Here is a 21,937-nt window from a genome sequence, read left to right as displayed (position 1 = left end):
TCAAAGAGGTCAGGACGGGTCCGGCTGCGGAACCGGCTCCTGATCGATCAGATGATAGACCGGCGATTTGACCGGAACGAAGTCGGTGTCCTCCGCCAGCAGCGAGCGCAGGTCGACATCGGGCCCGATCGTTTCCAGCCCGCGCTTTTGAGCCGCACGCATCAGATCGGGTCCGTAATCGGCGTAGACCTTGCCCCGCTCGTCCGCCATGAGCGACAGCGCGCCGCCGGAATAGACGCTCCGCAGCTTCGGCTCCTTGAGGCCGAGCTTGCCGTAGTCGATCCGGTAGAAGCCTGGATAAAGGCTTTCTCCGAGCGGAACGGCCCCTCCTCCGCGGACGAGACGGGCGATCTCCGCCTGCATGTCGTTCACCGCCTGGAACACGGGCAGCGGCATCAGCTTGACGGTCGGATCGGTCTCCTCGTTCTGGATGAGGAAGTAGTAGCTTCCGCCTTTTTCGAACGAGGCGGCCGGCAGCTCCGACAGATAGCGGCTGCGCTGCAGCTTGCCGAAATCGACGGCGAACTTCTCGTAAGCCGGCGTCTCCGCCGTTGCGTTTTTGAGCGGAAGCAGTCCCGTTTCCTGTTGATACAGATCGACGACCGCCTGCACGCCGGCGACGGCGTCCTTGGCCGGCAGCTGGTTCTGGCCGAGCTGCTCCCGAGGATAGAGGCAGCCCGACAGCAGCGTCGCCATGCTTGCGATCGCCGCCGCCGCCAGCAGCCGCCTGCCTGCAGCTCCGATCCGCGCGGCGCTTGCCGCAGTTGCTTTGTTCATTGGGGTTCCTCCTGATCCTTCATGCGAAAAGAACGCAGCCAGCTGTCGTCGTCCTCTTCGGCTTGACGCTCGAGCTGACGGCGCACCGCCGCCTTGAGCGGGTCTTCCGGCAGCACGGCGTGGCAATCGCCGAGAGCTCGGCATTGGCAGCCGAGCCGCGTTGCGACGCCCTCGCCGAGCTTATGCCGCTCCTGCGGCGTCGGCCGGGACAATCCGGCCTCGCCGTGCTCCGGATGCACGCCGAGCTTGCACATGAGGCAAGCGGCCTTGCCGCCGCAGCGGACCGCGATCGGCCGTCCCGCGAGCCGGGCCGCTTCCAGCAGCGTCGTGCCCGGGCGCACCCGCACCGACCTGCCCTCAGGCCAAAACGTGACTTGGACCACGCTTCCCGACTCTCCTTTAGAAATAAGGCTTGTGGCGCACTTCAATGACCGCTTCGTCGGAGCGGACGACCGCTTGACAGGAAAGGCGGTAGCCCTGATCAAATTCCTCCGGCTCCAGCCTGTCCCACTCGGCGTCGGTGACCGGCTCGAGCTGATCCATGCCGTCCACGATCAGGCAGCGGCAGCGCGCGCAGGTGCCTCTCCGGCAGGAGGAGCCCCACTCCGCCTTCGCCTTCAATGCGAGCTCGAGCAGCGTCGCGCCCTTGACCGCCGGCGTCTCCGTCAGCCGGGTGCGCCCTTGCAGCTTGATCACCTCGAATCGCCTCCCTGTCTACGCAATAATGGAAAATACGCCCAGCAAAAAGCCGATGACGAGCAGCACGAATGCGATCAGCGAGAGCGCTCCCCGCAGGATGCCTCGCGTCTTCGCGCGGGCGAACGTAATCATCAGAGCCGAAATGACCATCATCCCGATTCCGATCAGAGAGATCCACATGACTGTCATCGGATCCATCTTCCGACACTCCCATCCCTGTTCCGACGGAGCTCGGCGGCCTCGCAAAGCTTGTCTGGCAACGGCCGCGCGAAAGGCCGGCACTGCCGCGGCCGCGGCGGTACCGGCCCCAATTCTCTCCGTACGGAATTCCTTTATTTTTTGATCATCATCTTCATCAGCGTCTCCAGGTTCCCCATGCTCATGCCGCTGCTCTTGACCGCCTTGACGATATCGTTCATCGTCTGCTCGGATACCGGAACTTTGGCCATGCTGGCGACCTGCTTCACCAGCTTGCGGAGCTCTTCCTCGCTCTGCATCGTATCCGGCGTGACGCCGCTGGCAAGCTTCTTGACCTGATTTTCGGTAATGTTCTTGCCCGTCTTTTTGTTGACCGCGCTCAGGATGTCCTTCGGCGAGTTCTTGCCCATCGTGTCGCCCTCCCCAGGAATGATGGGGCTATAGACGCCGGGTGGATCCGGCGGCATAACCGCTCTGCCATCATCCTATGAGCGCAGGCGCCGGGAGGTGCGGGCGAGCTGCCCGGAAGGACAGACGCCCGGCCGGGCTAGAGCTCGCCGGTGCGGTCGCGCAGCATCAGGCTCTCTACCGCCTCGCGCGGAGCCTTGTTTTGGAACAGCACCTCATACAGCTGGTCGGTGATCGGCATCTCGACGCCGTAGCGGGCGGCGAGCGAGCGAGCCGATCTCGTCGTGCGCACGCCTTCGACGACCATGCCGACCTTAGCGAGCACCTCGTCCAGCGACAGCCCGCTTGCGAGCAGCGAGCCGGCGCGCCAGTTGCGGCTATGCGGACTCGTGCAGGTCGCGACGAGATCGCCGACGCCGGCGAGGCCGGCGAACGTCATCATGTTCGCCCCCATCGCTTGGCCGAGCCGGCCGATCTCCGCGAGTCCGCGCGTGAGCAGCGCGGCCTTGGCGTTGTCGCCGAAGCCGAGGCCGTCGGACAGTCCCGCTCCGAGCGCGATGATGTTCTTGATCGCGCCGGCGACCTCGACGCCGATCACGTCCCGGTTCGTATAAACGCGGAAGCAGGAGTTGATGAAGGCGTCCTGAGCCTGCTCGGCATAGCCTTCGGCCTCCGAGGCGACGACGACGGTCGTCGGCAGCTGCTTCACCACTTCTTCCGCATGGCTCGGTCCCGACAGCACGACGATCGTCTCCAGCGGGCGTCCAAGCTCCTCCGCCAGCACATGCGACATGCGCTCCAGCGAGTCGATCTCGAAGCCTTTGGCCGCGTGGACGATGACCGCATCCGGATCGAGCAGGGGAGCGGCCGCCGAGGCGACCTGGCGCATCGCCGAGCTCGGAGCCGCGAACAGCACGAGCCGAGCGTCCTTCAGCGCCTCCGCCATGTCGGTCGTCGCCGTCAGATTGTCCGGCAGCGCCGCTCCGGGCAAGTATTTCGTGTTGGCGTGCGAGTCCCGGATTTCTGCGGCCTGCGAGGCGCTCCGGGTCCACATGACGACTTCATGGCCGTTCGCCGCCAGGACGGCGGCCAGGGCCGTGCCCCAGCTGCCGGCGACGAGCACGGCCGCTTTTTTGAGCTCGCGGGGCGAGCCGTCCGTTTGCTTCATAGCGGCCCCCTCATGGCTTTTTTGCGCCAAGCTTGTTCTCCGTGCCCTTGTACAGCTTGACGAGGTTGCTCCGATGCCGGACAAACGCGAACACGCACAGCACGGCCGATGTCCAGAAGATCGGTCCGATGCCGATCAGAAGAAAGATGGATAATGGCGTCAGCAGGGCGAAAACGAGCGAGCCCAGCGAGACATAGCGCGTGATGGCGACGAGCAGGATCGCGATGATGCCGGCATACAGCGAAGGTATGAAAGCAAGCGAGACCATCGCGCCGATCATCGTCGCGATGCCCTTGCCTCCTCGGAAGCGGAAGAAGATCGGCCAGTTGTGCCCGGCGATGACGGCAAGCCCGCAGACGGCGGGCAGCCAGTCGACGTCCGGAGCGGCCAAGCGGCCGATCCATACCGCGGCGACGCCCTTGAGGATGTCGAGGACGAACACCGCGATGCCGGGACCTTTGCCGAGCACGCGCAGCGTGTTCGTCGCCCCGGCGTTGCCGCTGCCGTGATGGCGGATGTCGATGCCCTTGAAGTAGCGGGCGATCAGAATGCTGAACGAGACGGAGCCTAGCGCGTAGCTGGCTGCAATCGCAAGGATGGTTGTCAGCAAGGCCATTCTCTCCTAATCCTCGTCCGACTTCCGGCGGGTGAACAAGCGGACCGGAGTGCCTTCGAAATTGAACGCGGCGCGGATCTTGTTTTCCAGATATCGCTCATAGGAGAAATGCATGATCTCCGGCGCGTTGACGAAGATGACGATCGTCGGCGGCCGCACTGCGACCTGGGTGACGTAGTTGATCCGCAGGCGGCGCCCCTTGTCGGTCGGCGGCGGATTGATCGCGACGGCATCGGAGATGACGTCGTTGAGCAGATGCGTCTGGATGCGCAGCGCATGCTGCTCCGAGACGTGGTTGATGACCGGCAGCAGCTTGTGCAGCCGCGATTTGGTCAAGGCGGACAGGAAGACGATCGGCGCGTACGTCATGAACAGGAAGTGGTCGCGGATGTTCTGGGAGAACAGCTGCATCGTCTTGTCGTCCTTGTCCACCGCGTCCCACTTGTTCACGACGAAGACCGACGCCTTGCCGGCTTCGTGGGCATAACCCGCGATATGCTTGTCCTGCTCGATGATGCCTTCCTCGGCATTGATCAGGATAAGCACGACGTCCGCGCGCTCGATCGCCTTCAGCGACCGCATGACGCTGTACTTCTCGGTCGATTCGTACACCTTGCCGCGCTTGCGCATGCCGGCCGTGTCGATGAGCACGTAGCGCTGTCCGTCCTTTTCGAACGGAGTGTCGATCGCGTCGCGCGTCGTGCCCGCGACATCGCTTACAATGACGCGTTCCTCGCCGAGCAGCGCGTTGACGAGCGACGATTTGCCGACGTTCGGGCGTCCGATGAGGGCCACCTTGATGACATCCTCGTCATACCCGTCTTCCTCGAGCTCCGGCAGCTTGGACACCGCTTCGTCGAGCAGGTCGCCGATGCCGGTGCCGTGCGAGCCGGAGATCGCGATCGGACTGCCGAATCCGAGGCCGAAAAACTCATAGATATCTTCCATTCGGCCATGGTTGTCGACCTTGTTGACTGCGACGACGACCGGCTTGCGGGAGCGGAACAGCATCTGCGCCACTTCCTCGTCGGCCAGCGTCAGTCCGGTCTTGGCGTCCACCATGAAGATGATGACGTCCGCTTCCTCGACCGCGAGCTCCGCCTGCATGCGGACGGATTTCATGATCTCGTCTTCGCCGTCCAATTCAATTCCGCCAGTATCGACGATACTGAAGGATTTTCCATTCCATTCACCGGTTCCATAGATCCGGTCACGCGTGACGCCGGGCTTGTCCTCCACGATCGCCAGGCGGTCGCCTATGACCCGGTTGAAGATCGTGGATTTTCCCACATTCGGCCTGCCCACGATAGCTATTACGGGTCTTGCCATAACATACACCCTCTCAAAAATTCTCACGCCTTCCATCATAGCAAAAAACAGCTGAGTTGGCTAACTTTTCAGGCTCCTCGCCGCAAGACGAAAGACCGGATCAGCCTTTATGGTCGACGAGGATGTAGCTTCCATTCTTGAGGTCATGAGCGTTCGCATCGAGAATCTTCTCCAGCAGAAACGCCGTCTGCTCCGCTTTTTCCGGCTCGTTTTCAATGAATACGGGCGCGCCTCCGCCGAGCGTCGCGTCCGCTTTCGAGCTGACGACCGCCACGATTCTAGCCATTGTCCTTCGCCTCCTGGTTGACGCCGGCCTTGGAAGGCATGCGCACCGCCGTCTCCAGCAGCGGCACCCTTCCCGCGATTTCAAGCGCCTTCGATTCGTCCTTCTCATGCGGCAGGATGAACACGCCGAGCCGGCCGGAGTCCATGTCCAGCTTGGCCATCGGCAGCAGCGCCGGCTCGCCCGTATCGCGATGCACGCCGAGAATCGTCGACAGGTCGTAGAGGATCGCCTGCCGCTGGCCGATGTTGGACAGCGTGACCCGTCCATTGGCGTTGCGCGGAGCCAGCACGAGGCCGAGACCGCGCTCGCGGATGATCTGCTGGTCGCCCTCCAGGCCGACGTTCATGATGTAGATGTCGTCCACGTACAGATCCGGTCCGTCCATCCGCAGCTCGCCGGCCTGCACGTCCGCGATATGGGACACCGACTTGCCGGAGCGCAGCTTCCATACCGCCGCGAGCGCAAGCAGCCCGCCCAGAAGGCCTGCCCAGACGTTGATCGCTACCGAGCCTAAGCTAGCCGTCATCGCCGCCAGGATGACGAGATAGTTTCTTCCCTCGAATACCATCGCTATGCCTTCGATATAGGATGTGCCGCGTGAAACGAGCTCCATCGAATCCATCTTCGAGAGCGTCTCCCGCTCCATGTTGCGGACGTCGCGGAACTGCTGGGCGGCTACGGTCAGGAACGTGATCGCAGTCAGGTTTTTCTGGTACAGCGCCGGCACCGCGACCGCTCCGAGCGCGGACGCGATGAAGCCGAGCGACAGATGGATGATCTGGCCATGCGGGAACGTCGGGTACTGGCGATAGTCGGAGCGCAGCAGCAGCAGCCGGGCAATGACGCCGAAGCCGATGCCGATCAGCACGGAGGCGACCATCTGGTTCGCTTCAAAATAGTCCTGGATCTGGCGAAGCATCGGCTACACCTCTCTTTCGGGTTGTCGTTCGCGCCCCGCCAGCAGGCGAGCGAGCTGGCGGGCGGCCGCTGCGATCGCCAGCGAGGACAGCCTGCAGGCGGCAGCCGCCAGCGCAAGCCGATCCCACCCTGCCGCATCGCCGACGGCGACCGGTCCCTGCCAGCTGTCGGCGAGCAGCGGATAAAGGGAGACGAGCGTCGCCGCTCCCGTCAGAATGACGAGCTGCGCCGGCGCCCGAAGCGACAGCAGCGCGGCCAGGGCGCCGCCGATCAATGCCGCGTCCCAGCCGCTGCGCGCGAGGACGAGCTGCGGCGCAGCCAGAAACAGGCTGTCCAGCCAGATCAGCAGGAAGCCGAGCAAAAACGCGCATCCGAGCAAATAAAGCCGGTCGGATGCGCGGATATGCCGCTGCAGCGTCCAGAGAGCAAAGAGAACGAGAGCGATCGCCGCCCCGTTCACGACGAGCTTGCTCCCCAGCGGAATCCATATGGGCGAGAGCGCGCAAAGCACCGCCAGCGCCGCCGCTCCCTGCCTCGCCTTCAGTCCGCCGGCCGCTTCCTTGTTCCAGCCGCTTGCCAGCAATATGAGCCCGATGAGCGCGACCTGCGCCGCTGCGAATCCATCGCTGATGGCCGCCATTGGCTTCACCTCCACCCGGCTATTATGCGCGTACCGGCGGGGGATTATCAGCCAAAGCCCTGTTTCGCCAGAAGGCGAAACAGGGCTTTTGGAAATGACGATTAGTTTTTGAACTTGCTCAGCTTGTCGCCGAAGCGCTCGCCGAGGTTGAAGCTCATGCTTTGGTTGCTCAGGGAGACGTTCGGATTGTCGATCTTCTCCTTGAAGCCGCCGCGGTCGGAACGCTCGCGAGCAGGACGCTCGGAACGAGGAGCTTGCTCCGGAGCTTCTTCCGTTTCTTTGATGCTCAGGCTGACGCGCTTCTCGGACGGATTGAAGTCGAGGATTTTTGCCTTGACTTCTTGGCCTTCCTTGAGCACTTCCTGCGGCGTAGCCACATGGCGGTGAGCGATCTGCGAAACGTGCACGAGACCTTCGACGCCAGGCGCGATCTCGACGAACGCGCCGAAGTTCACGAGACGGCGAACCGTACCCGTTACGATGTCGCCCGTCTTGAACTGGCCGTTCACGGATTCCCAAGGACCCGGCTGAGCGGCTTTGATGCTGAGGCTGATCTTGCCGACGGAAGGATCCAGCTTAAGCACCTTCACGCGTACCGCTTGGCCTTCGGAGACGACATCCTTCGGATGCGCCACATGCTGCCAGGACATTTCGGATACGTGCACCAGTCCGTCTACTCCGCCGATGTCGACGAATGCGCCGAACGGAGTCAGGCGTTGCACCGTGCCTTCGAGCTCTTGGCCCACTTGCAGGCTGTCCATGACCTTTTGCTTGTTTTGCTCGAATTCCGCTTCCAGAACTTCTTTGGCGGAGAGGATGATTTTGTTGTTCTCGCGGTCGATTTCCTTGATCTTCACTTTCAGGGTACGGCCTTTGTAGTCTTTGAAGTCTTCGACGAAATGACGCTCGACCATCGATGCCGGAATGAATCCGCGTACGCCGACGTCAACGACAAGACCGCCTTTGACTACGTCTGCAACCGTCACTTCGAGAACCTCGCCGGCTTCGAACTGCGCTTGCAGGGAGTCCCAGGACTTTTCTGCGTCCACTGCTTTTTTGGAGAGCAGCAGCTTTTCCTTCTCGTCATCGATCGTGATGACCTTGAGGGTCAGCTCATCGCCGAGCTTGACGGCGTCGTTCGCGCTGTCCAGCTGAACGGAGCTCAGCTCGCGCAGCGGAATGATGCCGTCATATTTATAACCGAGGCTTACCGTAGCCTGGTTGTCTTCGACTTTCACGATGGTGCCGGTTACGATGTCGCCCTTTTTCAGGGTGACGATGTTCTCCAGCTCATCCTGGCTGAGACCTTGCTGAGATTCTTGGACAGAGTCCTGGATTTTTGTTTCTTCTGACATCGAAATTACCTCCTCAGTTCATACCCCAACTTTATTTAAACCCAAATTGCACTGTTGAATCAGGAATAAGGGATTAAAACAATGCTCGTTCGCGAAGCTTTGCGATGTCGCTCATGATCTTGGCTGTGACCTGCTCCAGCGTGTCTCCGGAAGAAGAATGGATGAATTCGGTCAAATCCACCGGAGGACCGTAGATGACGCGGGTTTTGCCGAACAATCGGTAAGAGCCGACGATCGCGACCGGAATGACGGTCGCTCCGCTCCGCATGGCGATCATGGCCGCGCCTTTTTTGGCCGCGTCCCCGCCGCTGTTGCGGGTCCCTTCCGGGAAGATCCCCATCACGCCGCCTTCTTTCAGAAGGGTGATCGCCGTGCGGATCGATTCTTTGCTGACGCCGCCCCGCTTGACGGGAAAAGCGCCGAGACCGTGGATCAGCTTGCCCAGCACCGGCACTTCGAACAGCTCCGCCTTGGCCATGTAGTGGACCTTGCGGTCGAGCTTGATCCCCACCGTAGGCGGATCGAAGTTGCTGATGTGGTTCGAGCACAGGATGACCGGCCCGTCCGCGGGAACATGCTGCAGCCCTTCGGCCTTCAGCCGGAACAGCACGGCATATGCGCCTCTCAGGACGCCTCGGCAAAATTCATAGAGCATCCTGCTTCGCCTCCGCCAGTTTCTCGAGCGCCATCTCCCGGATTCTCGAGACGACCTCGTCCGCCGGAATGCCCGTGCTGTCGAGCAGCACCGCGTCGTCCGCCTGCAGCAGCGGCGATACGGCCCGTCCCATGTCCTTGCGGTCCCGCTCCTCGATCTCCCGCTCCATCTGCTCGAGCGAGATGCCGAGCGCGTCTCCGGCTTCCAGATGGCGCCGGCGGGCGCGCTCCTGCACGCTCGCCGTCAGATACACCTTGAGCTCCGCGTCCGGCAGGACGTGAGAGCCGATGTCGCGGCCGTCCATGACGACGCCCTTGGCGGAGGCGAGCGCCCGCTGCATCTCGACGAGCCGGATGCGGACGCCGTCGATCGCGGCGACCCGGGAAACGTGGAGATTGATGTCTCTGGAGCGGATCCGGCTCGTCACATCCTCGCCGCCCAGCAGGACGACCTGCCCGTCGGGGCCGGGCGCGAGCCGGATGTCGAGCTTGCGGGCATGGGCGGTCACGGCTTCGTCGTTCTCGATATCCAGCCCGGCTTCCCTGGCGCTCCAGGTCACGGCACGATACATGGCTCCCGTGTCGATATAAATATAGCCTAATGCCTCGGCAACGCTCCGTGCAACGGTGCTCTTGCCGGCACCGGCGGGTCCGTCGATCGCGATGTTGATGCGTTCGTCCATCCCGTCGTGATGGATAGTCAAGATCGGTTCCTCCAAGCAGCATCTAGGTTACGTTAGTCATCCAAAATCAGTAAAAAAGCAGGCTTTGCCTGCCCGTCGATTATATCACAGTCAACGGATGGATGCAAAACGGTTAGCGCCCTATCGCAAATCAACTGTCCGAGACGCTCGCCCTCGTCCGCCCTCCAGACGGAGAAGCCAGGGTGCCTGCCCAGCGCATGCAGTCCAGCCTGAGCGAGCACCGCCGCCGCGAGCAGCGCCGCTGCCGCCGCCGCCAGCCAAGCCGTAGGCGCATCGAGCCGCTTCATCCTCTCCCCCTCCCGCCGTCCCGCCGCGTGCCGGGCCGCCGCTGTTAGCTTGTGCCTGAAAAGGAAAACTATGCGGGGAAAGGCGCCGGAGCTTTCCGGCCTATTTGCGCAGCTCGAGCTGCCGCTCGAAGCAGCAGCGGATGATTTTCTGACGGTCTGGCTCGGAGATCGTCGTGAACTTGACCATCGCCTGCTTGCGTCCGTTCTCGAGCATCTTGGCCCGGATCACCTCGCCTTTGAAGAAGGCATGCTCCACGACGCCGTTCTTGAACGGGACGAGCAGCCAGCACTCGAGCTCCATGCCGGTCTCCAGCAGCCGGCTGGCCTCGCAATAGAACGAGATGCCTCCGCCGCCGACGTCGTCGGTGATGCCGATGAAGCGATTCTGTCCGCGCGCGCTCACGGCCAGCTCCAGCTCGGCCGGCACGCGCAGGTAGCTGCGGCGCTGGATGCGGGTCATGCTGCTCTCCTCCGCCTTGCGGATGCGGACGAGGCGCAGCACGTCGTCGCGATAGCCGGTCACGTAGGAATTGAAATAATGCTTGACTCCGTCCGGGCTGATGATGAAGATGGACAGCTCGTCTCCCAGATACAGCTTGCGGAGCTTGCCGCTTGGCTCATGAATCGGAATCTCCATGTACAAGGAATCCGCGTCCTCATCCGCCACCCTGGACTTGTAGACGGACTGGGCTTCCTCTTCGTCGGAGGAAGCGACCTGGATGAACAGGAAATCGTTGATTCTAGGCAGCAAAAAAAGGCCCCCCTCCCCTTGATGCCATGATTATAGCATGTCGGGTGAAAGGGAGCCAGATGGAATGGAGCGGCCGGGCCGGCTGCGGACCCGGCCGCTCGCAAGCGGCGGAACGCGCGCCGCTCAGGCTTCGGGAATCTCCTCGACCGCTTCTTCGGCGCCGGTCTCGGCATTGATGTAGACCCGATAGGTGAAGCCGTTGCTCTTGCCTTTGTACTCGTAGCACAGCACTTCCTCGTTGTCCTCGTTCTTGATCAGCGCCAGACGGCCGGCCTTGCCGCCCATCGCCTCGGTCAAGCCCTTGCGCGCCTCGGTCTCGGCGAGCGCCGGCTTCGCCAGGTCGCGCTTCTTGTGGGCGTAGACGTAATCGCCTGCCTGCAGGCCGACGACTTCGCCGTCGTCCAGCGCGACCTTGACGGTCAGCTTGTCCGGATAAAGCAGCACGCCGTCCTGCTTGGCGACATAGGTGAATACGCCTTCGTTGCCGAACTCGTCGTAGGTGACGGCTTCCATATCCTTGTATCCGTGCTTGTCCAGAAACTTCGCGGCGCCGCTTTTGGCCTCGGCCAGCTTCAGCTTCTTGTCCGCGATGTCGCGAGGCTTGACGAACCAGAGCAGGTCGCCTCCGCGGTAGGTGAAATCCATCGCGATGTCCTTGCCGCTGCCCTTTTCGACGATCGCGGAGTAAGAGGCGTAAGGCGTGCCCTTGCCGTTCTCGGTCACCTTGATCGGAGCGTCCGGGCCGAGGCCGAGGAATTCGGCCGCTTTGCGCTTGATCTCCTCCGGCGTCGCCGGCTTGCCGGAGAGCATGCTGACGGTCCGCTTCTCGTACAGGCTCGTTACCGTCGGCCCCCAGTCAATCGAATCGAACTGGCCGACCTTCGAGTCGACCGTCTTGAAGCCTTCGACGATCGCGTTGCCGGACTGCTGGCGGTCGGCGGCCAGAGCCGTCTCGACGTCCATCCAGCGGAGCTTGTCCTGCAGCACCTTGTTCTGCACCTGCTCGAGGTCGCGGTTGATTTCCGACGACTTGTCGAACAGCGTCTGCATCGTCTTCATCTCCCCGTCCGTCAGCGGCTGCTTGGTCAGGTCGCGCATCGACGCCTTGTAGGCGAAGTTGGAAATATGGGACAGGAAGTCGCCGGTTTTCTGGAACGGCAGCATCCGGACCGGCAGCTGGTTGATCTCGCTTTGCGCCTGGCTCGTCAGCCGCCAGACGTTCACGAGGCTTTTGCGCTGGAAGTTCTGCGAGCCGGCATTGACGGCCAGCGTCGTGCCGAGCTGGTGATGGAGCCGATCCATGTGATAGCTCAGATCGTGGAAAGCTTTCTGGTATTGGTTCTCGGCCTTGATGAGGATCGAATTCTTTTCCTGATGCTCTTGATATCCCCAGTAGGCCGCGCCGATGAGCAGGAGCGTCATGACGGGAAAGAGCACGCTGCTGAGTCGTTGGTACATAAAGCACAAGCTCCTTTCTTCTGCCAAACCTGGGGTTAGTTTGGGTAGAGGAAAGGAGCTTTATGCACCGCTCATATCGGCATTTCTTCGATTTCGAAATCGTCGGTGTTGTTGCACAGGCATTGCTTGAAGCCGGTGTCCACCCTCGCTCCGTCCCTCCTGCCGCGCAGGACGAACTTCTCGCCGCAGATGCGGCAGCGGATGCTCACCTTGACTCTCGCCTCCTCCATGACATGCCTCCTCTCTTTCGCGATCGGTCCTCTCTATTCGCAGTATGGACCGATCCGTCAGAGCTTAACCTCCTCCTCGCGTCCGACGATGCGGAACGGGGAGCGCGCGTTGGCGCGCCCGATCTTGACGAGCCCCCAGATCCAGAGGAACGCCATGAACGGGATGATGCCCCACGCGATCTCGCTGACATCCGAGGTGAGGATCCAGTCGTACAGGCCGTGCCAGACGACCGGGAGCGCGAGCGACAGCGCCAGCAGGCCGCGAACGCTGCGTCGAGGGGCGAATTTGGCCTTGCCGAAATAATAGCCCATCATGATGCCGAACAGCGCATGGCCGGACACCGGCAGCAGCGCGCGCAGCATGAGGGTCGTGAAGGTGGACGGGTAGTACACGGCATAGAGGATGTTCTCGAGCGTCGCGAAGCCGAGCGAGATGCTGGCCGCATAGACGATGCCGTCGTAAGGCTCGTCGAATTCCGTATGGTTGAAGATGATATGGTACAGGACGAACCATTTCGCCAGTTCTTCTACGCCGCCGGACAGGCCGAAGGAGAAGAACACCGGATGGCTGCCGAGCCACAGCTCGAAGCCTCGCTGAATCACCATGACAGGCACGACGATCAGCATGCCGGTCAGGAACAGCTTGAGCACGAGATGGATCGGCTCGCTGTCGTATCGGTCTTTGAGGTAAAGATAGGTCAGCAGCGCGACTCCCGGCGCGATCGCGGCAGTCAGGATGGAGAACAGCAGCAAGCGTCGTCACGCCTCCTTCGGGGGAATCGCTATAGGATCAGCACAAAAAAGGAGCACTCGCTCCGGCAGGCCGGCGAACGCGAATGCTCATTGTCGCTGGGATGGTTAAGAAAAATGATGGCATAGCTCGCGGACCGCGTCGGCGGGCATGATCACTTTGCCGTATTCGTCCAAAACCGCGGAGGTGACGGAGGTCGCCTCGCCGAATTCGGCCAGCACCGCGATCATCGCGTTCTGCACGCCGGCATCCGCCTGGGCGGTGTCGAAGGCGAGAATCCAGCGTCCGTGGTAGGAATGAAGCTTGCCCTCCTCGGTCAATCCGGAAGCCTTCAGCTGCTTGGCGGCAGAGATGACGTCCTCGAAGTCGCGGAACGAATACATGATCGTGTCGCTGGATTCCAGCGTCACTTCCATCTCGTACATTTCCTCGTCCGCTTCGTCCTCGTCCATTCGGCCGTTGCTGCTGACATTGACCTTGCCGCGGGTCACGATGACGACCATGCCTTGAGCGGGCATGGCGATCACCTCGACGGCCAGCGGTCCGTTGGCGTCGAAGCCGAGTTCCGAATAAGCCTGGTCCATCATTTCGCTGAACAGCTCGTGCACTTTCGGTATCTCGCGCCACATGTCGTCCTTCTGGATCCCGCGCTCCAGCAGGTCGTCGAACGTCAGAAAAATGCGAATTTTGTCTTGCCCCAGCCGTTCGATCTTCATGACAGGATCCTCCTCTGCAGCATCGGATATAACAGCGTATGATGCACAAGCCATAAGGTGCGGCATACGTGCCATATGACTATATTACCATTTCCCGCGGAGGAATGCATCCGAACGGCAAAAAAACAGCCGTCCCGCCCATAGGGCGTGGCGGCTGTCGGGAGAGTCAATGCGGCATGGAGGCGCCGGCCTCCGCCAGCAGCTTGTCGGTCTCTTTCTTGACCGCGGGATCGCTGCTTACGAGCGCCGCGATCTGCGCCCACGCCTGGGCGTCGCCGGCATGGGCGGCGGCCGGCTCCGCCCGGCGCTCGGACACGGCCGGCTCCGGCGCGACGGGCTTGGCTGAGCGGCCGATCGTCCCCATCCCTTGACGGAGCGCCCCCGCCATCGACTTCCTCACGACGCCCGACCACAGCTGGCCGGCCGCGACACCGGCCGCCGCCGCCAATCCGGGACGCTTGCGCGCGACATACAGCGCCGCTGCGGCGCCTGCGATTCCACCAGCAATGAAACTTCCCAGCCTCAAGGCCATCTCCTCCTTCGGGTAAGACGCAAGAGCGTCTTCGCTTCGACTTGATGCCGGTAGCTTGTCCATTCCGCAGCCGGTTCATGCCGCTGCCTCTCCGACCGGGTTTCATGCGGCGGCGCGTCGGTTATTATGGTAGAATGAGCATCTTGGGCGTGACCGGCCGAGCTGCCGGCCGCCGCTCCACAATCAGGCATCTGGAGGTAATCTTCTTGACCAACTATCGTCACTACGCGGCGCCGCGGCGCCTTGCCGCCTGCGGCGCGGCAGCCTTGCTGCTGCTGGCCGGATGCTCCGAGGGAAGCGGAGCTCCGGCCTCCAGCCCGGCCGCGTCCCCTGCGGCTTCTGTCGCCAGTCCCGCCGCCTCCGCGGCGACCATAGCGCCGTCGCCTTCCGCATCGCCGAGCGCTTCTCCGTCGCCGTCCGCCTTGCCTTCCCCCGCGCCCGAAACGGCCGAGACGCTGTACCGGATGAGCGACAAGACGTTCCGCTTCGCTCCGATCGGCGACGCTCCGGACAAGGTCGTGCTGCTGAGCTTCGACGACGGTCCGAAGGAAGAGGCCATGCTGACGCAAATGCTGGACGCGCTGGACAAGCACGGCGCCAAGGCGATCTTTTTCGTCAACGGCTATCGGGTCGAGGAGCATCCCGAGCTGCTGAAGCTGATCCACGACCGCGGCCAGACGGTAGGCAACCATTCCTGGGATCATGTCGTGCTGAGCAAAAAAAGCAAAGCCGAGGTGCAGAAGCAGCTCGGCGACGTGCAGGATATCGTGGAGAAGACGATCGGACAGCGTCCGGAGTTTTTCCGGCCGCCGCATGGAGCGGGCGGAGATGTCGGCAAGCAGGTCTCGAAGGAAGAAGGAATGCTGTACATGACCTGGTCGAACGGATCGCTCGACTGGGATCTGAAGGCGACGAAGAAGGATCCTCAGCTCGTCATCGAGCAGGTGCTGTCGCAGCTCCACCCTGGCGCCAACATCCTCATGCATGAGCTCCAGTGGACGGCCGACGGCCTGGACTCCTTGCTGACCAAGCTCGAGGAAAAAGGCTACGGCTTCATCGATCCCGCGACGATCGAGCGCCCCGGCGCACCGGCCGGCCGCTAGCTCCGGGCCGCGGAGCGCGCGAGCCGGAGCAGATGGATCTCCGGCGGGCAGTTCAGCCGCAGCGGCGCCTTGGAGGTGCCGTATCCGGAGCTTACGAGCAGCCGGACCTTTCGAGGTCCGGCTTTTCGCGCGGCGGCCGGCGCCGGCAAGTCGAACCAGCCCGCCCGGAACTTGCGCACGCTGGAGCTGCGCATCGCCGGGCCGAGCAGCGGCAGGATGATCTGGCCTCCGTGCGTATGTCCGGACAGCATCAGGTCGGCCTCGATGCCCTCGTGCCGGCTGCGATGCGCGAGAATCGGATCATGCGCGAGCAGCACGGTGAACGGCATCGATCCGCCGGGCTCGGGGCGAGGCGAGAAGGCCGTCGCCGCCTCATCGGACAGGTCAAGCGCTTCGCGCAGACGGTCGCGCTTCGTCCGGGGATCGTCCGTCCCCGCGAGGCGGAAGGCCGATCGGCCGGGCACGGCGACGTACTCATGCCGGTTGCGGAGCACGCGCACTCCCTCCTGCTCGAGCGCGGCCCGCAGCTCCTCGATCTCGCCGTCGTAATCGTGGTTGCCGTAGACGGCATAGGCCGGGGCGATGCTCCGCAGCAGCGCCATGTTCGACCGCACCTGCTCGAGGCTGACGCCCGTCTCCCGGACGTCGCCGCCGATCAGCACGAGCTCCGCCCCTCCGAGCGCCTCGATCCGCTCCGGCAGATCCGGCTCGAGCTGGCGGCGGTGGATGTCGCTGATGAACAGCAGCCGCAGCCCTTCCAGTTCGGCCGGCAGCCGTTCGAGCGGCACGTCCTCCGGCACGATGTCCGTCCCTTCAGCCTCCTTCAGCATGGTCCGGACGAGAGCTCGACCTCCCAGCGCCGCCGCGGCAGCGAGCGCGGCCGCAAGCACGGCCCCTATCACAATTTTCATGGCGCAGCACCGATACCTTTCCCGATCGCGGCTCCTGCCGGCTCCGAGTGATCGACGAACAGGCTCCTGCCCCAGATGAACAGGCAGCCGGAGAGGACGATGAACAAAAAAAGCAAGGCGCGCAGAAGCAGCCGGGACAGCTTCGGCCGCAGCGATGGATGCCTGCTTTGGCGGGGCGGCAATCCTGCTCCTGGCGCCCCGCTCTCCGCGCGGCTTTCCTCTCGGGCTGACGCCGCCCTGTCGAGCGGCCTCCTGCGCCCGAATTTTTCGATCCGGCTCATGCTTCCCTCCTGAATCGGATGATGAGGCCCATGATGAAGTCGATCGCGAAATGGGCGGCGATCGGCGCCCAGAGCGTATCGGTCTGCAGGTAGATCCATCCGAGGCCGTAGCTGATGCCGAAGACGAGGCCCGTCGGAATCCAATGCTTGAGGTAGCGGACATGGATCGCCGCGAACAGGATGCTGGTCCAGTACGGACCGAAGCTATGCTGGATCGCACCGCGGAACAGCATCTCCTCGCACACCGCCACGACGAGCGAGAGCAGCGCGATATGCCAGACCGGCCGGCAGCGGAAAATGCGCTCGTTGACGCCGCCGTCGTCCGCCGCCTCCTCCGGCACCCAGCGCGAAAGGATCAGGTCGACCGCCAGCACGGCAAGCGCGAATCCGAAGCCCCAGTAGAGGAAGCGCGCGTCGGATGGAAGCCCGAGCAGCGCCAGCGGATTGCGGCCCTGAAAAAAACACCAGGCCAAGCCGATAACAAGGGTAACCGCTTGTGTGACATACAGGTTGAGCAGCAGCATGCGGTCCGACAGCTCGTCGACCGACACGCTGCGGACACGGATGTTGCGGATATCGAATTTTTTCATGAAGTCCCGCCTGTCTTGAAGTAATCACAGCCGACAATCAACCGATCGCAAGGAGAATTCCTATGGACAAACATCTGAACCGCTATCAAATGCTTTTCTCGCTCGGCCTCATCTTCATGCTCGCCCTGGCGGTCGGCGCGTTTTTCGCCGGTGTCGAGGTCGGCTCCGCCCGTACGGAAACCCGCTATGAGGCCAAATCGCTCCAGGCTGCGGCGGCGAAGACGGCAGTCGCCTATACGCAGCAGGATCTCGTGTCCTTTTATCATACCGTATTTTCGCCCTACCGTGAATTTCAGAGCGAATGGCTCAAGATGGAAAGCCGTCTTGAAGCCCGCTCGAGCGCCCCGTCGGTCGGCCAGCTGGAGCAGCTCGGCGAGCTTGCCTCCAAAAAGCGCAAGGAGATCGAGGCGGTCGCCCTGGAGGCGAAAGGAAGCCTGTTGACCGAGGCGCGCGCCGACTACCTGCGCAGCCTCGACCGCTTCGTCGACGCGGCCTCGCATCAGAAATCCGCCGCCGCCGGAAGCACGCCCGAGCGCTTCCTGACCGCCCTGCGCGCGGACAAGGACTACAAGCAGGCGACGGCGGATTCGCTCTCCGGCCAGAACCGCTATTATTCCGCCATGCTCGCCTGGGCGTCCTCCACGCGCTCGGCCATCCCGAGGCAGGCCGAGCTGGCCGGCGTCGTCAGCCTGGACAAGTGGAGCTCGAGCCCGCTCGCGGTCAAGAACAAGCTCGTCGCCGACCTGCTCAGCAAGCGAGGCCGGATGAGGGATTTCCTCCCGCAGGATCTGGCCGGAGCGGTCGACCAGCTGATCGAGTCCGGCGAGGCCGACAAGCTCGGCCTGACGAGCTTCCAGGACGCGGTCGAGCTGCTGAGCGGCACCGGCGCGGTCCGCAGCGGCGACTTCTGGCAGATCAAGTCGCGGCTGTACGGCTCCGAGGTGCTGCCGCAGCTTCCGTTTTTCCTCCCGCCCGAAAGCTGATCCGGGTCTGCAAGAATGATAGCTAAAATTTATAGGGCCAGCAAGTTTTCTCATTGCATTTGGGACAACACCGCTTTAGAATAGTAAAGGTCAGCCTTCGGTTGCAGAATGCGCGGTTTCTCGACAGATCTCGCTGCATTCTGCGTTTGCAGCCGATCGCGCTCTAGCACGGACAAGCATTGAAGCCATACAGAAGCCCCGTCATCAAGGCGGCTTCCGTATGCGATGGACGCGGATGGGACAGCTCGTCCCTGCGCCGCGGAAGAGGAACCCGTCCCGGCTGGTCACGATGACGCCGGGCGTTTTTTCTTCTTGGCTCGCCAGCATACACTTTCCATAGCATGACCCGGCGCGGACGCCCCTACCGGGACGTCCCGCCTGCCGTATGCAACCACCATTCGCTAGGAGGCATTCCCCATGTTCAAAGTGTTAGTATCCGATCCGATCAGCGATCTCGGCATCCAGCAGCTCATGGACGCCGAGGACGTGACGGTCGACAAGAAGCCCGGGCTGAGCGAGGACGAGCTCGTCGCCATCATCGGCGAGTACGACGCGCTGCTCGTGCGCAGCCAGACCCGCGTCACCGCGAGAGTGCTCGAAGCCGGCACGTCCCTCAAAGTCGTCGGACGCGCGGGCGTCGGCGTCGACAACATCGACCTACCGGCCGCGACGAGCAAGGGCGTCATCGTCATCAACGCTCCGGACGGCAACACCATCACGACATGCGAGCATACCTTCGCCATGATGATGGCCGTAGCCCGCCATATCCCGCAAGCGTACGCCAAGACGGTCGGCGGCCAGTGGGACCGCAAGTCGTTCGTCGGCGTCGAGCTGCGCGGCAAGACGCTCGGCGTCGTGGGCATGGGGCGGATCGGCAGCGAGGTCGCGCGGCGCGCCAAGGCTTTCGGCATGGACATCCTCGGCTACGATCCCTTCCTCACGGAAGAAAAGGCGGAGAAGCTCGGCGTCAAGCTCGCGAGCGTGGACGACATCGTGCGCGGCGCCGACTTCATGACCGTGCACACGCCGCTGACGCCGGAGACGCGCCACATGATCGGCGCGGAGCAGTTCAAGGTGATGAAGCGCGGCATGCGCATCGTCAACTGCGCGCGCGGCGGCATCGTCGACGAGTACGCGCTTGTCGACGCGGTCAACGAAGGCATCGTCGCCGGCGCGGCGTTCGACGTCTTCGAGGTGGAGCCTCCGGCAGCGGACCATCCTTTCCTCACGCATCCGAAAATCATCGTGACGCCGCATCTGGGCGCTTCGACGATCGAAGCCCAGGAGAACGTCGCGATCGACGTCTCCGAGCAAGTGCTCCATATCCTGCGCGACGAGCCGTTCCTGAACGCGGTCAACATGCCTCCGGTAGCGGCCGCAGTCATGACCCAGCTCCAGCCGTACTTCGAGCTCGGCGAGAAGCTCGGATCGCTCGCCGCTCAAATCACGGACGGTCCGTTCGGCGAGATTACCGTGGGCTTCTCCGGCGATCTGGCCGAGCTCGATACCCAGCCGCTGACCCGCTACATCGTCAAGGGCATTCTCGCCCATCATCTGGGCAGCGACCAGGTCAACATCATCAACTCGCTTTATTTGGCCAAGGAGCGCGGAGTCAACGTCGTCGTCAACAAGTCCCATACGGCCAAAGACTTCACGAACCTCGTCAGCGTCACGCTGAAAAGCCGCGGCGAGACGACGCATGTCGCCGGCACGCTGCTGACCGGCTACGGCCCGCGCATCGTCCAGGTCAACGGGTATACGGTCGACGTCGCTCCGTCCGGCCATCTCGTCCTCATCTCGCATCATGACCGTCCCGGCATCATCGGCCGCATCGGCACGCTGCTCGGCTCCAACGATGTCAACATCGCGACGATGCAGGTCGGACGCCAGGTCGAGGGCGGCGCCGCGATCATGGTGCTGACCGTCGACAAAGGCGTGCCGAAGGCGGTGCTGGCGGAGATGATCCAGCTCGACGAGCTCAAGACCGCCAAGGAAGTCATCCTTTACTAAGCCGCTCGATCAATGGCTGCGAAGTCCGTCCCTGCGGGGACGGACTTTTTTCGCTTTCATCCGCGGCCATGCGCGCGTTTGTTCCACATGCAACAAGATTTGCCTCTCTGCTTCAACAAAAAAACACCCTTCGAAAAGGGTGTCAAGACAGGATCGGATTCGGTTCGACAGGCAGCAGCAGCGTGAATGTCGTGCCTCGTCCGATTTTGGACTGGACCTGAATGCTGCCCTGATGGGCTTCGACGATGTTGCGGACGATCGCCAGGCCGAGTCCGGTGCCGCCGGAGGAGCCGCGCTTACGGGCCTTGTCCGCCTTGTAGAAGCGCTCGAAGATGAACGGAACGTCCTCCTCCGGGATGCCTTGCCCTTCATCCTCGACCTCCAGTCTCGCTTGCCGCCCCCCCTGCCCTCCGCTCATCCCGAGCGCGAGGCGGATGCGCGAGCCGTCGGGGCTGTGGCGCACGGCGTTGTCGAGCAGATTGGTCAGCACCTGCTCGAGCCGATCCTCGTCCGCCTGCAAAAGCACGATCGGCGCTTCCGGCGCCTCTACCTCCAGGCGGATGCCTCGATCTCCCGTATACACGCTGAATTTGCGCGCGACGCGGCGCAGCAGCGCATCGAGATCGACGACACCGAGGCTGAGCTCCACATGGCCCGCCTCCATGCGGGCCAGATCGAGCAGGTCCTTGACGAGGCGGCCCATCCGCAGCGACTCGTCGTGGATGACCTGGACGAGCTCGCGGCGCTCCTCGGGGGATGCCGCGATGTCGTCCAGCAGCGCCTCGCTGTAGCCTTGGAGCATGGACAGCGGCGTGCGGATCTCATGGGACACGTTGGCGACGAAGTCCCGCCGCAGCTTCTCCAGGCGATGCTCCTCGGTCACGTCGCGAAGCACCGCGACGACTCCGCGCACCGTATCGTCGGACTTGAGCGGCGCCATGACGACGGACCAGACCCCGCCCTGCACCTGCAGCTTTTCGCTGAGGTCGCTGCCTTCCGCGATGACGGTGCGGAACAGCTCCCGCAGCGGCCCCGGCGCGGCATCGGAGCCAGCCGCCCGATCCTCTTCCTCGTCCCAAGCAGCCATGCGCAGCCGTTCGAGCAGCCGTTCTCCGGGCGGATTCGTCAGGACGATGCGCCCGGAGGCATCCATCGTCAGCACCGCGTCGGCCATGCTGCGCAGCACGCTCGACAGATGCTCCTTTTCGTGGTTCAGATCGGTGAAGAACTCCTGCAGATCGGCCCCCATCCGGTTGAACGCGCCCGCCAGCTCGCCGATCTCGTCCGAGGAGCGGATCGGCACGCGGGTGCGGTAGTCGCCCTCCGAGATCAGGTTCGCCGCGTCCTTCAGCTGCAGGAGCGGCTGCGTGATCTTGCTGGAGAGGAAAAACGCGAAGAAGGTGGACAGCAGGAATCCGATGATCCCGATGTAGACGAACAGCAGCTTGACCCGGAACGGCTCGTCAAAAGCGATATCGATATACTGCAGGAGGAACATGCCCAAAATGATCAGCACGACCGCCACGAGCAGCATGATCGTGATCCACAGCTTGCCGACGACGCTTCTCCACAGCCAGCGCAT

Annotated in this window: 28 protein-coding genes; 3 read left to right on the top strand and 25 right to left on the bottom strand. The window is 62.9% G+C overall.

Features of this window, described 5'->3' with window-relative positions:
- Positions 1–9 precede the first annotated feature (9 nt).
- The 22 genes from GE073_RS11210 to GE073_RS25960 form a co-directional block, all read right to left on the bottom strand.
- Complete coding sequence (locus GE073_RS11210; RefSeq protein WP_101809034.1) at positions 10–777, bottom strand: hypothetical protein; 768 nt, start codon at positions 775–777, stop codon at positions 10–12.
- The gene (locus GE073_RS11205; RefSeq protein ID WP_101809033.1) at positions 774–1,160 is read right to left on the bottom strand and encodes a 2Fe-2S iron-sulfur cluster-binding protein; all 387 of its coding nucleotides are present in this window, start codon (positions 1,158–1,160) and stop codon (positions 774–776) included. Before GE073_RS11205 ends, GE073_RS11210 begins: the two co-directional genes overlap by 4 nt.
- 16 nt (positions 1,161–1,176) lie before the next feature.
- Positions 1,177–1,473: a 2Fe-2S iron-sulfur cluster-binding protein gene (locus GE073_RS11200; RefSeq protein ID WP_028599785.1), complete on the bottom strand. Its 297-nt coding sequence runs from the start codon at positions 1,471–1,473 to the stop codon at positions 1,177–1,179.
- Between the two features lie 18 nt (positions 1,474–1,491).
- A complete protein-coding gene (locus GE073_RS11195) occupies positions 1,492–1,674 on the bottom strand; it encodes a DUF2768 family protein (protein WP_028599786.1) in 183 nt (60 codons plus the stop codon).
- Positions 1,675–1,808: 134 nt separating this feature from the next.
- Positions 1,809–2,084, bottom strand: a complete 276-nt coding sequence (locus GE073_RS11190) for a stage VI sporulation protein F (RefSeq protein WP_028599787.1) — start codon at positions 2,082–2,084, stop codon at positions 1,809–1,811.
- Positions 2,085–2,221: 137 nt separating this feature from the next.
- Positions 2,222–3,250, bottom strand: a complete 1,029-nt coding sequence (locus GE073_RS11185) for an NAD(P)H-dependent glycerol-3-phosphate dehydrogenase (RefSeq protein ID WP_052333428.1) — start codon at positions 3,248–3,250, stop codon at positions 2,222–2,224.
- Between the two features lie 10 nt (positions 3,251–3,260).
- Positions 3,261–3,860: a glycerol-3-phosphate 1-O-acyltransferase PlsY gene (gene plsY, locus GE073_RS11180; RefSeq protein ID WP_028599789.1), complete on the bottom strand. Its 600-nt coding sequence runs from the start codon at positions 3,858–3,860 to the stop codon at positions 3,261–3,263.
- 12 nt (positions 3,861–3,872) lie between these two features.
- Entirely contained in the window at positions 3,873–5,195 is a 1,323-nt protein-coding gene (gene der / locus GE073_RS11175; protein ID WP_028599790.1) for a ribosome biogenesis GTPase Der, read from the bottom strand.
- 100 nt (positions 5,196–5,295) lie between these two features.
- The gene (locus GE073_RS11170; protein ID WP_028599791.1) at positions 5,296–5,481 is read right to left on the bottom strand and encodes a capping complex subunit for YIEGIA; all 186 of its coding nucleotides are present in this window, start codon (positions 5,479–5,481) and stop codon (positions 5,296–5,298) included.
- Positions 5,474–6,400, bottom strand: coding sequence for a YIEGIA family protein (locus tag GE073_RS11165; RefSeq protein ID WP_153783468.1), 927 nt, complete (start codon positions 6,398–6,400; stop codon positions 5,474–5,476). The genes GE073_RS11170 and GE073_RS11165 overlap by 8 nt, the downstream gene beginning before the upstream one ends.
- 3 nt (positions 6,401–6,403) lie before the next feature.
- Complete coding sequence (locus GE073_RS11160) at positions 6,404–7,039, bottom strand: YphA family membrane protein (protein WP_153783467.1); 636 nt, start codon at positions 7,037–7,039, stop codon at positions 6,404–6,406.
- A gap of 101 nt (positions 7,040–7,140) precedes the next feature.
- A complete protein-coding gene (gene rpsA, locus GE073_RS11155) occupies positions 7,141–8,394 on the bottom strand; it encodes a 30S ribosomal protein S1 (protein ID WP_028599794.1) in 1,254 nt (417 codons plus the stop codon).
- Positions 8,395–8,467: 73 nt separating this feature from the next.
- Complete coding sequence (locus GE073_RS11150) at positions 8,468–9,049, bottom strand: lysophospholipid acyltransferase family protein (protein ID WP_028599795.1); 582 nt, start codon at positions 9,047–9,049, stop codon at positions 8,468–8,470.
- Entirely contained in the window at positions 9,039–9,752 is a 714-nt protein-coding gene (gene cmk / locus GE073_RS11145) for a (d)CMP kinase (protein ID WP_028599796.1), read from the bottom strand. Before cmk ends, GE073_RS11150 begins: the two co-directional genes overlap by 11 nt.
- A 32-nt stretch (positions 9,753–9,784) precedes the next feature.
- Positions 9,785–10,039 carry a hypothetical protein gene (locus tag GE073_RS11140; RefSeq protein WP_028599797.1) on the bottom strand — a complete coding sequence of 85 codons (255 nt, stop codon included), beginning with the start codon at positions 10,037–10,039 and terminating at the stop codon, positions 9,785–9,787.
- 100 nt (positions 10,040–10,139) lie between these two features.
- Positions 10,140–10,790: a flagellar brake protein gene (locus GE073_RS11135; protein WP_028599798.1), complete on the bottom strand. Its 651-nt coding sequence runs from the start codon at positions 10,788–10,790 to the stop codon at positions 10,140–10,142.
- A 123-nt stretch (positions 10,791–10,913) separates the two neighbouring features.
- Entirely contained in the window at positions 10,914–12,248 is a 1,335-nt protein-coding gene (gene ypeB / locus GE073_RS11130; RefSeq protein WP_028599799.1) for a germination protein YpeB, read from the bottom strand.
- 71 nt (positions 12,249–12,319) lie between these two features.
- On the bottom strand, positions 12,320–12,478 hold the full coding sequence (locus tag GE073_RS25050; RefSeq protein WP_164820118.1) for a hypothetical protein: 159 nt from the start codon (positions 12,476–12,478) through the stop codon (positions 12,320–12,322).
- A 57-nt stretch (positions 12,479–12,535) separates the two neighbouring features.
- Positions 12,536–13,231: a glutamic-type intramembrane protease PrsW gene (prsW, locus tag GE073_RS11125; RefSeq protein ID WP_028599800.1), complete on the bottom strand. Its 696-nt coding sequence runs from the start codon at positions 13,229–13,231 to the stop codon at positions 12,536–12,538.
- A gap of 105 nt (positions 13,232–13,336) precedes the next feature.
- The gene (locus tag GE073_RS11120) at positions 13,337–13,945 is read right to left on the bottom strand and encodes a genetic competence negative regulator (RefSeq protein ID WP_028599801.1); all 609 of its coding nucleotides are present in this window, start codon (positions 13,943–13,945) and stop codon (positions 13,337–13,339) included.
- Between the two features lie 166 nt (positions 13,946–14,111).
- Complete coding sequence (locus GE073_RS11115) at positions 14,112–14,471, bottom strand: hypothetical protein (protein WP_028599802.1); 360 nt, start codon at positions 14,469–14,471, stop codon at positions 14,112–14,114.
- Positions 14,472–14,700: 229 nt separating this feature from the next.
- Complete coding sequence (locus GE073_RS25960) at positions 14,701–14,952, bottom strand: hypothetical protein (RefSeq protein WP_043111593.1); 252 nt, start codon at positions 14,950–14,952, stop codon at positions 14,701–14,703.
- On the opposite strand from GE073_RS25960, the gene GE073_RS11110 reads away from it, so the two are divergent.
- Positions 14,942–15,580 carry a polysaccharide deacetylase family protein gene (locus GE073_RS11110; RefSeq protein WP_323744198.1) on the top strand — a complete coding sequence of 213 codons (639 nt, stop codon included), beginning with the start codon at positions 14,942–14,944 and terminating at the stop codon, positions 15,578–15,580. The two genes, GE073_RS25960 and GE073_RS11110, sit on opposite strands and share 11 nt — an antisense overlap.
- Here GE073_RS11110 and GE073_RS11105 read toward each other — a convergent pair.
- Both GE073_RS11105 and GE073_RS11100 read right to left on the bottom strand, forming a co-directional pair.
- Positions 15,577–16,491, bottom strand: a complete 915-nt coding sequence (locus GE073_RS11105) for a metallophosphoesterase (RefSeq protein ID WP_153783465.1) — start codon at positions 16,489–16,491, stop codon at positions 15,577–15,579. The genes GE073_RS11110 and GE073_RS11105 overlap by 4 nt on opposite strands.
- Before the next feature lie 277 nt (positions 16,492–16,768).
- On the bottom strand, positions 16,769–17,362 hold the full coding sequence (locus GE073_RS11100) for a CPBP family intramembrane glutamic endopeptidase (RefSeq protein ID WP_101809029.1): 594 nt from the start codon (positions 17,360–17,362) through the stop codon (positions 16,769–16,771).
- Positions 17,363–17,424: 62 nt separating this feature from the next.
- On the opposite strand from GE073_RS11100, the gene GE073_RS11095 reads away from it, so the two are divergent.
- Complete coding sequence (locus GE073_RS11095) at positions 17,425–18,345, top strand: hypothetical protein (protein WP_101809028.1); 921 nt, start codon at positions 17,425–17,427, stop codon at positions 18,343–18,345.
- Positions 18,346–18,762: 417 nt separating this feature from the next.
- Complete coding sequence (gene serA / locus GE073_RS11090; protein WP_028599807.1) at positions 18,763–20,355, top strand: phosphoglycerate dehydrogenase; 1,593 nt, start codon at positions 18,763–18,765, stop codon at positions 20,353–20,355.
- A 142-nt stretch (positions 20,356–20,497) separates the two neighbouring features.
- Here serA and GE073_RS11085 read toward each other — a convergent pair whose 3' ends face one another.
- Positions 20,498–21,937 (bottom strand): sensor histidine kinase, encoded by a 1,440-nt coding sequence (locus GE073_RS11085; protein ID WP_101809027.1) that lies wholly within the window; start codon positions 21,935–21,937, stop codon positions 20,498–20,500.

Origin of the sequence: Paenibacillus sp. B01, from assembly GCF_009649995.1 — a bacterium.
In the GTDB taxonomy this organism is placed as follows: domain Bacteria; phylum Bacillota; class Bacilli; order Paenibacillales; family Paenibacillaceae; genus Paenibacillus_O; species Paenibacillus_O pasadenensis.
This window is presented reverse-complemented; position numbering and strand designations above follow the sequence as displayed.